Raw genomic sequence first — 14,723 nt, 5'->3', positions numbered from 1 at the left:
CTCCGGCCTGCCCGCGCCGCAGTGGGCGCGGGCGCCGGAACGACTTACTTCGCGCCCTTCGGGATGCTGAAGCAGTACATGCGATCGTCCTTCGACTTCACCCAGGCGGGGGTCGTGTAATAGGCGATGTTCTTCGCGCCCGGCTTGTCGCCGCTTTGCAACAGCGCAATGACCGCGTCGGCGATGGTCTGGCCCTGCACGTCGGCGCGATACGACAGGTTCGCGGAGAACGCGCCTTGCTCGAGCAGATCGCAATCCGCAGGCTGGCCGTCGCTGGCGACGAACACCTTCACCTTGTCGCCCATGTTGGCCGCCTTGATCGCCTGCGCCGCGCCCGCGGTTTGCGGTCCCCAGACGCTGAGGATCCCGCACAGCTTGGGATGCTGCTGCAACACCGTGGTCGTGATGTCGCCGGCCTTGTTGGCGTCCCAGCTTGTCGGCTGCGACGACACGACCTTGATCGACGGGTCGGTCTTGAACACCTCCATCGCACCATTCTTCATGTCGAGCGAATAGGCCGCGGTCGCCTCACCTTCGAGGATCGCAACCTCGCCGGAGCCCTTGCCGCCGCCACACTGATTGATGACCTCGCGCGCGATCTTGGTGCCGAGATCCTTGGCATCGACGCCGACATAGGCGTCGGTCAGGGTATTCGATGCCATGTTGACCTGCACGACATAGATGCCCGCATCCATCGCACGCTTCAGCTCCTTGGCGAGCAGCGTGACGTTCGGATTTTGCACCACGATCACGTCGGGCTTGTCGTTGATATAGTCGCTGACGGTCTGAAGCTGGATGTCGGACTTCATGTTGGCGTCGCGGGTGACGAGCTTGATGCCGTAATCGTCGAAGCGATCCTTCATCACGCGCGTCCATTCGGATTCCAGAACACCCATCCAGACCGGCGACCAGGCCACCGTCTTGCCCTTGAGCGACTTGTCGAATTTCTCGCGCAGCTGGTCGCGCGGCCCGGCCGCCTGTGATGGCGCCGCCACCAGTGCGGCGGTTGCCACCATCGCGGCGAGCCCGATGCCGGCAAACGCCCTTCTGTGCACAGCTTTCGTCATGTCAATTCCTCCCCTGTTATGTCGGCCGACTGTTGCGGCCCGTTGGTTGATGCAGAGCTTTAATCGCCCTGCTTCGACGTCTCCTCGTCACGTGGATGCAGCCGGGAATCGAGCAGGATCGCGATCAGCAGCACGACTCCCTTGACGATGTTCTGGGTCTGCACGTCCATGTCCATGATGGTCATGCCGTTCAGCAGCACGCCGATCAGCAGCGTTCCGGCGATGACGCTCATCACGTTGCCGCGGCCGCCGACGAGGCTGACGCCGCCCAGCACCACAACCATGATGACGTCGAAAATGATCGTCGATTCCGCGACCTGGAGATGCATCAGCGCCGTCTGCGCGACCATCACGACACCGCCGACATACCCGATCGCGGCGCACAGCGCGTACTCGATCATGGTCAGCGGGCGGGTCGGCAGACCGGTCTGACGCGCAGCGTCAGGATTGTCGCCATGGGCATAGACGAAGCGCCCGATCACGGTGCGCGACAGGAAGAGATGCACCACGACCGCGGTGGCCGCGAAGATCAGGATCGAGATCGGAACACCGCCCCAGATGTTTCCGCCGAGCCGCAGGAATTCGTCATGCCCCTTGGAAAGATAGACGACATAGTGCTGCACGGCTGTGGTGCGTACGATTCCCAGCACCGCAAGGCTCGACGCCAGCGTCGTCAGCAGTGGCGGCATCTCGATCACCGAGATCAGAAACCCGTTCAGGATGCCGATGACGATCGCCATCACGAAGCCGATCAGCAGCGCGACCGGCGTCGCGTAGCCCGAATTCATCAGGATGATCGCGATCGCGGTGGAGGCGGCAAAGGAGGCGACTTGCGACAGATCCAGTCCACGCCCGATCACGACCACCGCCATGCCGAGCGCGAGAATGCCGAGTATCGAAATGTTGCGCGCCAGCGCGAACAGATTGCCCAGCGTCAGGAAGCCCTTCAGGAAGATCGAAAAAATGACGATCAGGACCGCGCACATCACCAGCACGGCCGTCGTCTGCGTCAATTTCGCCCCGCGCGCGCCCGAACTGCCGGTCACCGGGTCCTCCCAGGATTGATTTTATTGTGGGCGGAAATTGAACAGAATGTATCCAAAAGTCAACGCCCGTATCCAAGATTTGGACAGCAACTGGTTTGACTGGAGGATATATTCACACCTGAGACACTCCATAACTATCTATATCTAAATGGATATATTTATATTTCGGTGACCCGCAATCGAAGCGCATTTTCCGAGTTCTATCGGCCTTTCTGAAGCCGATAATACGATATTGGATACATTCGGCCTGGGAACCCGTGCCTAAGGTCAACTGGTCCTCACAGCGCCATCACCCGCGGCGACGGGACGAAGCCGACGACGTTGCGGCAATCGCTTCCTGGCCAAGGCCTGAAGATCGTGGCGAAAGAGAATGCCGAAACCGAGCGTTGACGCCGTCTTTCGCCCATCGAAGCCGCGCCAGGTGGAAGCCCGAGTGACCTGACGGCCGGTTTAAATTCTGTCTCGGCGCGCCCATATTCGTGACAGGTTCGCAAACACTGACGGCACCAGATTGTCCGAACAACTGTCGATGTTCGATGCGCCCGCCGCAGGACCGGCGGGTTTGCACTACGCGCCGGATTTCATCTCCAAAGCGACCGAGGGCGAGCTCATCCGCCACATCCGGGCACTTCCGCTTGCCCCCTTCCAGTTCGGACAGTTCGAAGGCAAGCGCCGCGTGGCTTCGTTCGGTTACCGGTACGACTATGCGTCGCGCCGACTGGAATGTGCCGAACCGATCCCCTCGTGGTTAAACGGCATCGTCGCCGCGATCCAAACCTTCGGCGGCGCGTCGACCGAGATCGGGCAGATCCTGTGCACCGAGTATGATCGCGGCGTCGGCATCGGCTGGCGCCGCGACAAGCCGCATTTCGACCGCATCTTTGGACTGTCCCTGGGATCCGCATGCAAGTTCCGCTTTCGTCGTCGGACGGAAAACGGATGGGAGCGGTTCACGCTCGATGCGGCGTCCCGATCACTCTACCTGATGGCCGGTGATGCACGGCAGATATGGGAGCACAGCATTCCGCCGGTCGAGGCCCCCAGATACTCGATCACCTTTCGAACCATGGTCGAAACGGCGCGGGGCGCCAAAGCGTCGCGATGACCTTGGATTGCCGGTTCCAGCGCTCCGCTGCCCATTGCCGCATCAACCCTGATCGAGCACTGCTCCGATCCGATCGGAAGACGCAATCATGAGCGGAAGGCGCGACCAACGCCGCGCGAATGGTTGATGGGACGGAGGCGGACGAGCTTGGGAAGTTCGTCCGCCGAGAGATCGCGCGCCCCCGGATCTCGATCGCGGGGAACGCACCGGGCTTCTCACGCCGCTTTCGCAGCAGCCTTGTCCGCCGGTGCCGTTTCCATGGCGCGCATGTAGAGATCGAGCAGCGATTCGCGCTCGTCGCGCTCATCCTGATCCTGCTTTCGCAGTTTGACGATCTCCTTGAGGATCTTCACGTCGAAACCCTCACCCTTGGCTTCCGAAAACACTTCCTTCTTCTGCTCGTTCAGTTCCTGCAGTTCAGCGTCCAGATTCTCGATCCGCTCAATGAAGGAACGAATTTTTCCGCCGGGAATGGTGATGTCAGACATGGTGCCTCTTTGTTGAATGAGGCGGTGAAAATGAAAGCAAAGTGATAACCAATGTCTTAAACTTCAGCGGTCCTGTAACGCATCTACCCCGCGGCTTGCCGCGGTATTTCAGATCGCAATCCAGCTGATTACGGCCGCGGCCGACGTCCAGAGCGTCCATCCAAGGCCGAGCAAGGACATCACCGCGGCCGCCATTGCCACAGCCAACAGCAGACCATCTTCCTGCAGGTAAGCAATCGCGATCAGGACGACCACAATCCCGGGAATGACGTTGACCAGAGGCAGGGGCCAGCCCGCCAACAGACCCAACAGGAACACGACCAAGCCAACAAGCCGGTCAGTCACGTCATGGCGCGCGTTCCAGCGCGGCCGGCTGATGTTCTCGATCGCGCGCAGCAGCGGGCCCGCCCTGACGGTAAACCGCTTGAATCGCTTGAAGTCGAACGGCCGCTTCGACAGGAAGCGGGGAAAAGATGGAGCACTGTGCCCTAACATCATCTCGACCGCCGGAAACAGGAGGGCCAGCGTCGCAACCGTGGCCACGCCAGGGACGATCACGAGTAGCCCCAGCAACAGCAGGAGCAGCCCGAACGAGCGCCTGTCCAGATGGCTGAGGAGCCATTCAAGGTCGACGGGGCCGTCAGGTGCTTGCGCGACGAGTTCTTCGAGGAGTTGGGAAGTACGGGTAGGCGCTGAGGGGGAAACGGGCAAATGGAGCATTGCCCGGTAACATGGTCGAACTCCGTATCGATTGCAACGAATGCCAGAGGCGCCTAGGAAGCATTGATGGACAACGATTCCGACCAGGCGTGGCACGGCCATGCGCCGAAAAGCCCCCTGCCCGCCGGTCGCCGCCGCTGGCCGTGGTTCCTTCTGATCGTCGTCCTCGCCCTTGTCGGCGCCGGCGGCGTCTACGCTTGGCCCGAAGTCGCGGCGTTGGTCCCCGCCATAAGCCACGAATCGTCCGGCGAGGCGATGACGACGAGCGACAAGGAGGCATTGCCAACTCTCCTCGCGGCCCAGCAGAAGCTCGAGGAAGACCTCGCCGCACTCGATCGGTCGGTAGCCGACGGGCAGGCGCAGTTGAAGGCCATCGCTGACCAGCTGGCGGCCCTGACCTCGAAGGTCGACGAGTTACAGCATCTGCCCCCGCCGGCAGCGCCGCCGCCACCTGTTGCGGCCGAGGTGCCGCGCGCCCCGATCGCGCCACCCGCCCCGCAGCCGAGAAAGCCGCCGCCTCGGGCAGCCAGGTCCTCGGGTCCCGTTTCGATTGGCGGCGCACCGCTCAATGCCGCGCCCGGCGGCATGGCCCATTGAGCCCAGAAATGCCCCAAACCGCATTCCGATATTTGGCTTGGGGTTTGATCCTGGGCCTCTTCATCGTCACCGATACAACGCTGGCATTTCGTCCCCACACGTTGATATCGCCAAACGCCGATCGCTTTGCCGCGCTCTTCGTTGTCGGTGCCGTCTTTTCGTTCGCCTATCCGAAGCATGTCCTGCCAATCCTGCTGGCACTTCTCGCCGTCATTGTCGGCTTCGAACTCATTCAAAAGCTGCTCGCCGGCAGGCATGGCTACATAAAAGACATATTCGTCAAAGGCGCCGGCTGTTGCGCAGGCGTTGTCGCCGCCTCTGCCCTGAGACGCGCGCGTTCAGCGATGTCCAAGCCTACAGGTAACCCCTGACATCCTGCGCCGCCTCTGCCTGTTCGACGTTGGGGCAGAGGCACGTGTCGGCAACCTTCAGTCCAATCCATCATGAGCAGTTTAACCAGGCTCCGGCCAAGGAAAGACGCTGCGCAAGCCTGCCCCTGGCAGGGGCAAGTCCGCTATTCAAATTGGACCGGCTCGGATCCGGGATAGGAATGAGCAACGAACTCGCAGAACGCGCGAGCCGCCGGAGAAAGCTTCGCCTTGTCCTTCCAGGCAAGCCCGACATCCATGGTGTGGACATCGTCATCGAGCGTCTTGAGATCGATGCGATGTCCTTCCAGCGACCAGGGACGGTAGACCATGTCGGACAGGATGGTAATTCCCATGCCGGTTGCGACCATGCTGCGAACCGCTTCGACCGACAGGGTCCGGAAGATGACGTTCGGCACGTGCGCCGTATGCTGCCAGTAACGCATCGCGGAGCGTTCGGCTTCATCGACGGTCAACATCAGATAGGGCTCGCTTGCCAGGTCCGCCAGCTTGATGCTGTCCTTGCGCAGCAGCGGATGATTGACGCAAGTCCACAAGCGACGCGGCGAGCGCAACAAGAGCCGCGAGCGAATGGAGTGCCGGTCATGCAAGTTTGCAATCAGCATGATGGCCGCATCGACGCTACCGCTGATCAAGCTCTGCTCGATCGCGTCGCGCGAAAACTCGTGGAGACGCACCGTGATGCCCGGGAATGATCGCCAGAAGCGCGACAACAAGGGCGGCAGGAAATATCCAGCGATGGTGTAGCTGACGGCGACATCGACGGTGCCGTCGACCTGCATTCCCCAGCGATGCGGCCCACGTATGGCATCCGACACGCTGGCCTCGATGGCGCGGGCACGCTGCAAGAACTCCCGTCCGTCGAAGGTCAACGTCACGCCGTTCGAGTGACGGTCGAACAGCTTGTGGCCGAGCTCCGCCTCGAGCGCCTTGATGGACGCGGTGACCGCAGACTGCGTCACGCTGAGCGCCGCCGCGGCGGCCGAAACGCGCCCGGTCTCGGCGGTTGCGATGAAATGCCGAACCTGACGGAACGTCAGAGACATAAAAATTTCCGATATCAGCGAACGATATTTCGAATTTTACAATCCCCCGGGGGAACGGAAAAATCAATCCGTCGGTTCGCGAGTGAGAGGCATTGAGGTCATGTCCGATGGTCTGGAATTGGTCGCTCGCGATATCAGCGTCCAATTCGAAGGCCTGAAGGCGCTGTCCAACGTGACCTTGACCGTACCGCGGGGACGTATCGTCGGGCTGATCGGCCCGAATGGAGCCGGCAAGACCACCCTTATTAATGTGCTGACAGGTTTCCAGCCGGTTGGCGCCGGAACCATGGAACTGGAGGGCGACACGCTGAATGGCATTGCAGCGCACAAGCTGCGCCGCAAAGGCGTGGCGCGGACCTTCCAGTCGGGCCGGCTTTTCCGCGACCTGCCGGTGATGGACAACCTTGAGGTGACCGGCGTCGGCCTGGGCCAATCCCGTCCGGAGGCGATCGGAGAAGCCGAGCGCGTGATGGCCTGGCTCGGCATTTCGCATCTGTCCAACACGATTGCCGGCGCCCTGCCCTATACCGACGAGCGCCGCGTCGCGATCGGCCGCGCCATCATGTGCACACCGCGCTATCTGCTGCTCGACGAACCGGCGGCTGGAATGTCGGAGCACGAGAGCCACGAACTTGCCGCCATCATCCGGCGGATCGCCGGCGAGCTCAATGTCGGGGTGCTGCTGATCGAGCACAATATCGGCCTCGTGCTCGAGCTCTGCGAACGGATCTACGTCCTCGATTCCGGCGAGGTCATCGAAGTCGGCCCGCCCGCTCAGATCCGTGACAGCGATGCGGTGAGGCACGCCTATATGGGTACGCAGCGCGACGAGCTGCTTCCGCCGGTCGCCGCCGAAGAGGCCGTCGCGTCATGACGCTGCTTGCCGTCGACGACATCACCGTCAGCTACGGGCGCCTGACGGCTCTCCGCGGCCTGACGCTGAACATCAAGGAAGGCGAAATCCTGTTCGTGACCGGCCCGAACGGCGCCGGCAAGTCGACCTTGCTCAACGCCATCGCGGGCGTCGTGCCACCGGGCTCCGGGTCCATCATGATCGATGGCGCAAAGATCACGGGTGCCGCGCCCGAAGACATCGCCCGGCGTGGATTCTCCCTGGTTCCGGAGGGACGCAATGTCTTTGGCGCGCTGACGATCGAGGAGAATCTGAAGGTCGGGACCGGGATGCGCGCCGACCGCAAGAAGATCGCCGACGATCTGGATCAGGTCTACGAGGAATTCCCGATGCTGGCCGAGCGCCGCCACACCCCGGCGGGCATGCTCTCCGGCGGCCAGCAGCAGATGCTCGTCATTGGCCGCGCCTTGATGGCCGCGCCCCGCATCATGGCGATCGACGAGCCGTCGCTCGGCCTTGCGCCAAAGATCATCGACCAAGTCTACGAGATCCTGGTGCGGCTGCGGACGCAGCGCAAGCTCACCCTCCTGATCGTCGAGCAGAGCTCGACACGCGCCATGATGACGGGCGGACGGATGGTCCTGATCCGCGGCGGCCGCATCGTGCTCGAGGGCCCTGCGGCCGATATGGTCAGGGATGATCGTCTGAAGCAGTCCTATTTCGGCTTCGGAGATCATTGAGATGCGCGAGCTGCTCCAGATCATCTTCGATGCCCTCAGCCTCGGCAGCCTCTACGCCCTTGGTGCGCTCGGCATCGCCCTGATCTTCGGCGTGATGCGGCTCGTCAACTTCGCCCACGGCGATTTCATCGCGTTTTGCGTCTTCGCCATGCTGTGGCCGTCGATCGATGCGGCGGCGATCGTCTTTGCCGGGCAGCTGCCGTTCTATCTGTTGATCCCGCTGCTGCTCTTGATCGGAGCCGCGCTGTCGATCCTGTCGGAGATCGTCGTCTTCCGCCGCTTCCGCAATGCCAATCCGGCGACGATGATGATCGCTTCCTTCGCGCTCGGCTTCGTGATCCGGCATCTCCTGCTGATGCTGTTTTCCAGCCGGCCGAAGTCGATCACGCTGTGGCCGAGCCTCGGCCTGCCGGTCGAACTCCTGGGCGCTCACATCCCGATGCTCCAGGTCGTGACCATCATCATTACGCTGGCCGTGCTGGTGGTCCTCGTCCTGTTCCTCAAGCGCACGCGCTACGGGCTCGAGATGCGCGCGGCCGCCGACAATTTCACCATGGCGCGCATGCTCGGGGTCCGCGCCAACGGCGTTATCCTGCTGGCCTTCGCCATCAGCGGCATGCTGGCGGCGGCGATCGGCCTGATCCTGGCGACCAATTCCGGCACCGCCGACATCGGCATGGGCGCTAACGTGATGCTGATCGCGTTCATCGCGACCGTGATCGGCGGCCTCGGCAGCATTCCCGGCGCCGTTGCCGCCGGCTTCCTGATCGGTGCGGCCAGCGTCGTGTTCCAGGCGACCCTGCCACACGACGCCAGGGTATTCCGCGACGCCTTCGTCTACGGCGCCGTCATCGTCGTCCTTCTGGTGCGGCCGCAGGGCCTGTTCGCACCGAAATCCGCCAAGCAGAGGGTCTGATCGATGTCGCAGCGGCCGTCCGTCATCCGGCAAACGATCATCACGCCGATCGTGCTGATCGTGGCGCTGCTCATCATGGCCGCCCTCTCCTATCAATTCGGCAGCCGGGCCTTCAACCGCACCGTGGTCGAGATGTTCATCAACATCATGGTGGTGGTCGGGCTCTACGTCTTCGTCGGCAATTCGGGCCTGCTGTCGTTCGGCCATATCAGCTTCATGTGCCTCGGCGCCTACATGACCGCCTGGCTCACGATTCCACCGGTGATGAAGTCGATCACGCTCAAGGGCCTGCCGGCGTGGCTGCTCCACGCGCAACTGCCGATGTGGGTGGCGACGCCGATATCCGGACTGTTTGCGGCACTGTTCGCGCTGATCGTCGGCCGCGTCATCATGCGCCTGTCGGGCATCGCCGCCTCGATTGCGACCTTTGGCCTGCTCGGCGTCATCAACAATGTCTATTCGAACTGGGATTCGGTGACGGGCGGACAGGGTTCGATCGTCGGCATTCCGCCCACCATGAATGTCTGGACCGGATGGATCGGCGGCGCCGTGGCCATCGCGATCGCCTATCTCTACTCGATCTCGCGCTCCGGACTGGCACTTCGCGCCACGCGAGACGAAGCCGTCGCGGCCAGCGCCTCCGGCATCGATATCGTTCGCGAGCGGCTGATCGCCTTCGTCGTCAGCGCCTTCATCATCGGGCTCGCCGGCGCGCTCTACGCGCATTTCCTGAGCATCGTCAATCCCGGCGCATTCTATCTGCGGACGACGTTCATCACGCTGTCGATGCTGGTGGTCGGCGGCATGTACAGCCTCAGCGGAGCCGTCTCGGGCGTGGTCGCGATATCCGTGCTGATCGAGCTGTTCCGCAATCTCGAGAAGGGCATCAGCCTCGGCGGTCACACCGTCGGCCTGCCGAACGGTGTCCAGGAGATCGCGATCGGCATCATCACCATCGCGATCCTGATGTACTTGCCGACGGGACTGACCCGCAACCAGGAATTCTCCTGGCGTCGATGGCCGTTGCAGCGCCGCCTGACGCCACCGGTCCAGACCGCGCTGAAGGAACTGCACTGACGCTCGTTTGTACAATTGGAGGAGTGGGGTTATGCGCTTTACGACATTACTCAGCATCTTGGCCGGAGCATCCGCGCTCTGGTTCACGCCGGCCCGGGCAGCCAACGAGATCGTTGTTGGATTTGCGACCGCTGCATCCGGATTCATGCAGGCCTATGACAAGCCGGCGCAAGACGCGGCGCTGATCCGGATCGAGGAGATCAACAAGGTCGGCGGCCTGCTCGGCAAGAAGATCAAGCCCGTCTTTGCCGACACCAAGACCGATCAGGCCGAGGGTGCCAAAGCCGGCCTTGCGGTGCTCGACCAGGGTGCCGACCTCGTCATCGTCTCCTGCGACTACGATTTCGGCGCGCCCGCGGCGCTGCAGGCGCAGGCTGCCGGCAAGGTTTCCTTCTTCCTCTGCGCCGAATCGATCAAGGCCGGCATCCCGGGCGTCGGCCCGTTCTCATTCTCGGCCTCGGTGCTGGCACCGGTGCAGGGAGCGACCATGTCGGAATGGGCTTACACCAAGAAGAACGCACGCAGCTTCTATCGGTTGCTCGACAGCTGGACCGTCTACAATAAGGGCATCTGCGACGGCTTCGACTGGATGCTGCCGCGCCTGAAGGAGGCCAAGCTGGTCGGCAGCGACACCTTCAAGAACGACGATGCCTCGATCGCCTCGCAGATCACGCGCATCAAGAGCCTGCCGAAGGAGCCTGACGCCATCATGCTCTGCACGATGATGCCGGGCGCTGTCTCCGCCATCAAGCAGATCCGTGCCGCCGGCATCAAGTCGATGATCCTCAACGGGTCGGGTGTCGACGGCAGCTACTGGATGAACGCCGTTCCTGATCTCTCGAACTTCTACGTCCCGGTGCAGGGCTCGGTCTATGGCGACGATCCGAACCCGAAGGTCAACGAGTTCAACAAGAAGTACAAGGAGGTCACCGGCGGTGACCCCTCCAGCCAGTACGTCTATCCGGGCTACGTCCTGATCGACGTCTGGGCCAAGGCGGTCGAACGCGCCAAATCGACCGATGCGGCAGCCGTCGTGGCCGAGCTCGAGAAGATGAACAACGAGTCCACGCTGTTCGGGCCGCGCACATTCACCAAGGACATCCACCACCAGAACCAGGGTCGCTACCTGATCGTCGACACCGAGGCCGGCAAGCCGCAGGTGATCGACCAGTGGACGATCTCGGAAAAGATCCCGCTCGACTATCTGGTGTCCAAGTAACCCGGCAATGCGCCGCCCTGGGTGCGCCAGTCATACCCGGGGCGGCCTTCGCCGGTCATATGCAAAGCCAGTTGGAAGGAAATCAGGAGATGGTCGTGATCAACTGCGACATGGGCGAGGCCTACGGCCTCTACAAGATGGGCGACGACAAGGCATTGATGCCTCATATCGACGTCGCGAACGTCGCCTGCGGCTTTCATGCCTCCGACTTCAATCACATGCGCAAGACCGTGCAGCTCGCCAAGCAATTTGGCGTCAAGGTCGGGGCGCACCCGTCGCTGCCCGATCTGCAGGGATTTGGTCGCCGGGAGATGAAGATCGACCGCGAGGAGCTGGCCAATTGCCTGCTCTATCAGATCGGCGCACTCAAGGCCTTCCTGGATGCCGAAGGCATGGCGCTCAATCACATCAAGCCGCACGGCGCACTTTACGGCATGGCATCGCGTAGCGAGGAGATCGCCGAGGCCGTGGCTGATGCCGCTGACGTCTACAAGGTGCCGCTGCTCGGCATGAAGGGAACGCTGCACCAGAAGGTCTACGAGCGGCGCGGTCATGCCTTCGTCGCCGAATACTATGCCGACCTCGACTACAATGCCGACGGCAGCCTGATCATCACCCGCGAGCACGAGGCGAAGGATCCGGCCGACGCCGCCACCCGATGCGCAAGGGCAGTCAATGAAGGCAAAACGCGCACGGTGGCGGGAAACGACATCGTGGTCGGCTCCGATTCGATCTGCATCCACTCCGACACGCCGAACGCCGTCGCCATCGCCGAGGCCGTCCGCGAGGCGGTGCGCCCATATCTCACCGCGCGCTGAACCGACGCGGCAACGAACCAATACAACACGAGGAAACAATGGCAACGCAGCAGATCTTCTCGCCGCTCCCAGGCATCTTTTATCGCAAGCCCGCGCCCGACAAGCCGGTCTACAAGAACGACGGCGACGCCGTCGCCGAGAGCGACACGATCGGGCTTATCGAGGTGATGAAATCGTTCAACGAGGTGAAAGCCGGCATCGCCGGCAAGATCGTCCGCTTCCTGGCCGAGAATGAAGATGCCGTGATGGCCGGCCAGCCGATCGCCGAAATCGACGTTTAGGGCTCTCCGACCAGCCATGGCGATCAAGAAGCTCCTCATAGCCAATCGCGGCGAGATCGCGGTGCGCATCATCCGCGCAGCGCACGATCTCGGCATTGCAACCGTGCAGGTCTACAGCAAGGCCGACCAGGACTCGCTTGCAGTCAGGCTGGCCGACGAAGCGGTCGATATCGGTCCGCCGCAGGCGTCGAAATCCTATCTCAACCAGGCGGCCATCCTCGCCGCGGCGCGGAGCACCGGCGCCGACGCCATCCATCCCGGCTACGGCTTCCTGGCCGAGAACGCCGAGTTCGCCGCCGCCGTCGAAGCGTCGGGATTGATCTTTGTCGGCCCGACCGCGCAATCGATCCGGCTGATGGGCGACAAGGTCGCGGCACGCGAGGCCGCCGCCGCGGCCGGCGTGCCGACCGTCCCCGGCAGCCAGGGGCGGCTGGAGTCGGCGGAGGCGGCCTTCGCGCTGGTCGAGAAAACCGGCTTCCCCGTGATGATCAAGGCCGCCGCCGGAGGTGGCGGACGCGGCATCCGCATTGCGCGGTCGCCAGAGGAGTTTCAGCATCTGATGCCGCAGGCACAGGCCGAGGCGCTCGCGGCCTTTGGCGACGGCGGGCTTTACGTCGAAAAGCTGATCGAAGGCGCGCGGCATATCGAGGTGCAGGTGCTCGGCGACGGACACGACGTGATCCATTGCTTCGAGCGCGAATGCTCGTTGCAGCGCCGCCGCCAGAAGGTCTGGGAAGAAGCCCCCTCGCCCTCGCTCACCCCGGCCGTGCGGGAGAGACTCTGCACCTCGGCCGTGGCACTCGCCAAAGCGGTCAATTATCGCGGCGCCGGGACGCTCGAATATCTCTACGACGACGCCACCGGCGAATTCTACTTCCTGGAGATGAACACCCGCATCCAGGTCGAGCATCCGGTCACGGAAATGATCACGGGCATCGACCTCGTCCGCGAGATGATCCAGATCGCCGGCGGCGAACGCTTGCGCATCAGCCAGAACGAGATGCGCGTCAGCGGCCATTCGATCGAGGTCCGTATCAACGCCGAGGATCCCGCCAGAAACTTCCTGCCGAACCCGGGCACGGTGAGCGCGCTCAGCGTGCCCGTCGGCGACGGCGTTCGCTTCGACAGCATGCTCTATCAGGGCTACACGGTGCCTCCCTTCTACGACAGCCTGCTCGGCAAGCTGATCGTGCACGACAAGGACCGGCCGAGCGCCATGAAGAAACTCGAGCGCGCGCTTGCCGAGCTCAGCGTCGAAGGCATTTTCACGACCAAGCCCCTGCACCAGGCGCTGGCGCGCGACGCCGACGTCCAGGCTGGACGCTTCCATACGGCATGGCTCGAACCATGGCTTGAGTCCCATGCCACCGCCCTTGCCGCCGATCAGCCGCCATCAGCCGCGAAGGTCGCCTCATGATGGCGAGAAAATCCGCCCCGTCAGCAACAGGAGGCCGCTAGCATGCAAACTCGATTTTCCTTCGGCGGCGATGAGCACATTTTCGCCGAGGTCGGCGAAGCGATGTCGCTCGAGGCCTTTTTCAAGAGCCTGTTCATCACCAATGCGGTGCGCGATGCCAGGATCAAGGGCGTCACCGAGATCTGCCCGGCGAACGCGTCCTATCAGGTCAAGTTCGATCCGGATCAGATCAAGCCGGACGATCTGCTCGCCGAGCTGAAGCGGCTGGATTCCGCATCCGAGAAATCGGAACCGGTGATCAAGACGCGGATCATCGAGATTCCCGTGCTCTACAACGATCCCTGGACCCATGAGACCTTGATGCGCTTCCGCGAGCGTCACCAGGATCCTGATGGCACCGACCTCGAATACGCCGCGCGGATCAACGGCCTCGACAGCGTCGATGCCTTCATCAAGGCGCATTCCAGCGCGCCCTGGTTCGTCTCGATGGTCGGCTTCGTCGCCGGCCTGCCCTTCCTCTACCAGATGGTCGAGCGCAAGCGGCAGCTTCAGGCCCCGAAATATCTGCGCCCGCGCACGGATACGCCGAAGCTCACCGTCGGGCATGGCGGCTGTTTCAGCTGCATTTATTCGGTGCGCGGCGCCGGCGGTTACCAGATGTTCGGCATCACGCCGATGCCGATCTATGATCCCAACCAGACTATCAGCTATTTGCGCGACTTCATGTGCCTGTTCAAACCGGGCGACATCGTGAAATGGAAACCGATCGACCGGGCAGCCTATGACTCTGCGGTCGCCGACGTCGACGCCGGCCGATTTGCGCCCGTGATCCGCGACGTCTCGTTCTCGCTGACCGAGTTCAACCGCGACATTGATGGCTACAACAGCAAGCTCGATGGAGTTCTCCATGGCCGTTAGGGTTTTGAAGCCGGGTCTTGCGACCA

17 protein-coding genes are annotated in these 14,723 nt (G+C 62.6%); 12 read left to right on the top strand and 5 right to left on the bottom strand.

Annotation, left to right across the window (positions count from 1 at the left end; genetic code table 11):
• Positions 1 to 44: 44 nt before the first annotated feature.
• Together IF803_RS06825 and IF803_RS06820 are read right to left on the bottom strand one after the other, a co-directional pair.
• Complete coding sequence (locus IF803_RS06825; RefSeq protein WP_028334112.1) at positions 45 to 1,067, bottom strand: sugar ABC transporter substrate-binding protein; 1,023 nt, start codon at positions 1,065 to 1,067, stop codon at positions 45 to 47.
• A 59-nt stretch (positions 1,068 to 1,126) separates the two neighbouring features.
• The gene (locus IF803_RS06820) at positions 1,127 to 2,113 is read right to left on the bottom strand and encodes an ABC transporter permease (RefSeq protein ID WP_051002594.1); all 987 of its coding nucleotides are present in this window, start codon (positions 2,111 to 2,113) and stop codon (positions 1,127 to 1,129) included.
• A 511-nt stretch (positions 2,114 to 2,624) separates the two neighbouring features.
• Between IF803_RS06820 and IF803_RS06815 the strand changes: the two genes are divergently transcribed.
• The gene (locus IF803_RS06815; RefSeq protein ID WP_461191679.1) at positions 2,625 to 3,218 is read left to right on the top strand and encodes an alpha-ketoglutarate-dependent dioxygenase AlkB; all 594 of its coding nucleotides are present in this window, start codon (positions 2,625 to 2,627) and stop codon (positions 3,216 to 3,218) included.
• A 215-nt stretch (positions 3,219 to 3,433) separates the two neighbouring features.
• On the opposite strand, the gene IF803_RS06810 is transcribed toward IF803_RS06815, so the two are convergent.
• Positions 3,434 to 3,706: a DUF2312 domain-containing protein gene (locus IF803_RS06810; protein ID WP_016842183.1), complete on the bottom strand. Its 273-nt coding sequence runs from the start codon at positions 3,704 to 3,706 to the stop codon at positions 3,434 to 3,436.
• A 108-nt stretch (positions 3,707 to 3,814) separates the two neighbouring features.
• Positions 3,815 to 4,426, bottom strand: a complete 612-nt coding sequence (locus IF803_RS06805) for an exopolysaccharide biosynthesis protein (protein WP_461191678.1) — start codon at positions 4,424 to 4,426, stop codon at positions 3,815 to 3,817.
• Positions 4,427 to 4,492: 66 nt separating this feature from the next.
• On the opposite strand from IF803_RS06805, the gene IF803_RS06800 reads away from it, so the two are divergent.
• Complete coding sequence (locus IF803_RS06800) at positions 4,493 to 5,023, top strand: hypothetical protein (RefSeq protein ID WP_461191677.1); 531 nt, start codon at positions 4,493 to 4,495, stop codon at positions 5,021 to 5,023.
• Positions 5,024 to 5,031: 8 nt separating this feature from the next.
• Positions 5,032 to 5,394: a hypothetical protein gene (locus IF803_RS06795; RefSeq protein WP_461191676.1), complete on the top strand. Its 363-nt coding sequence runs from the start codon at positions 5,032 to 5,034 to the stop codon at positions 5,392 to 5,394.
• A gap of 143 nt (positions 5,395 to 5,537) precedes the next feature.
• Here the strand turns inward: IF803_RS06795 and IF803_RS06790 are convergent, their stop codons facing one another.
• Complete coding sequence (locus tag IF803_RS06790; RefSeq protein WP_461191675.1) at positions 5,538 to 6,458, bottom strand: LysR substrate-binding domain-containing protein; 921 nt, start codon at positions 6,456 to 6,458, stop codon at positions 5,538 to 5,540.
• A gap of 100 nt (positions 6,459 to 6,558) precedes the next feature.
• On the opposite strand from IF803_RS06790, the gene IF803_RS06785 reads away from it, so the two are divergent.
• From IF803_RS06785 to IF803_RS06745, 9 genes are read left to right on the top strand one after another with little or no spacing between them, the layout of a single operon-like run.
• On the top strand, positions 6,559 to 7,332 hold the full coding sequence (locus IF803_RS06785) for an ABC transporter ATP-binding protein (protein ID WP_304499640.1): 774 nt from the start codon (positions 6,559 to 6,561) through the stop codon (positions 7,330 to 7,332).
• Positions 7,329 to 8,051, top strand: coding sequence for an ABC transporter ATP-binding protein (locus tag IF803_RS06780; protein WP_461191674.1), 723 nt, complete (start codon positions 7,329 to 7,331; stop codon positions 8,049 to 8,051). The genes IF803_RS06785 and IF803_RS06780 overlap by 4 nt, the downstream gene beginning before the upstream one ends.
• 1 nt (position 8,052) lies before the next feature.
• A complete protein-coding gene (locus IF803_RS06775; protein WP_038381946.1) occupies positions 8,053 to 8,967 on the top strand; it encodes a branched-chain amino acid ABC transporter permease in 915 nt (304 codons plus the stop codon).
• A gap of 3 nt (positions 8,968 to 8,970) precedes the next feature.
• On the top strand, positions 8,971 to 10,044 hold the full coding sequence (locus IF803_RS06770; protein WP_016846056.1) for a branched-chain amino acid ABC transporter permease: 1,074 nt from the start codon (positions 8,971 to 8,973) through the stop codon (positions 10,042 to 10,044).
• Between the two features lie 31 nt (positions 10,045 to 10,075).
• A complete protein-coding gene (locus IF803_RS06765) occupies positions 10,076 to 11,263 on the top strand; it encodes an ABC transporter substrate-binding protein (RefSeq protein WP_461191673.1) in 1,188 nt (395 codons plus the stop codon).
• Positions 11,215 to 12,081, top strand: coding sequence for a 5-oxoprolinase subunit PxpA (gene pxpA, locus IF803_RS06760; protein ID WP_461191672.1), 867 nt, complete (start codon positions 11,215 to 11,217; stop codon positions 12,079 to 12,081). Before IF803_RS06765 ends, pxpA begins: the two co-directional genes overlap by 49 nt.
• Before the next feature lie 38 nt (positions 12,082 to 12,119).
• Positions 12,120 to 12,362 carry an acetyl-CoA carboxylase gene (locus tag IF803_RS06755; RefSeq protein WP_018270951.1) on the top strand — a complete coding sequence of 81 codons (243 nt, stop codon included), beginning with the start codon at positions 12,120 to 12,122 and terminating at the stop codon, positions 12,360 to 12,362.
• A gap of 16 nt (positions 12,363 to 12,378) precedes the next feature.
• Positions 12,379 to 13,779 (top strand): acetyl-CoA carboxylase biotin carboxylase subunit, encoded by a 1,401-nt coding sequence (locus IF803_RS06750; RefSeq protein ID WP_461191671.1) that lies wholly within the window; start codon positions 12,379 to 12,381, stop codon positions 13,777 to 13,779.
• A 42-nt stretch (positions 13,780 to 13,821) separates the two neighbouring features.
• Positions 13,822 to 14,697, top strand: a complete 876-nt coding sequence (locus IF803_RS06745) for a 5-oxoprolinase subunit B family protein (protein WP_461191670.1) — start codon at positions 13,822 to 13,824, stop codon at positions 14,695 to 14,697.
• Positions 14,698 to 14,723 lie beyond the last annotated feature (26 nt).

The organism is Bradyrhizobium sp. UFLA06-06 (assembly GCF_054820065.1).
Note: the sequence above shows the minus strand (reverse complement) of the source record. Positions and strands in the feature narration are given on the sequence as shown.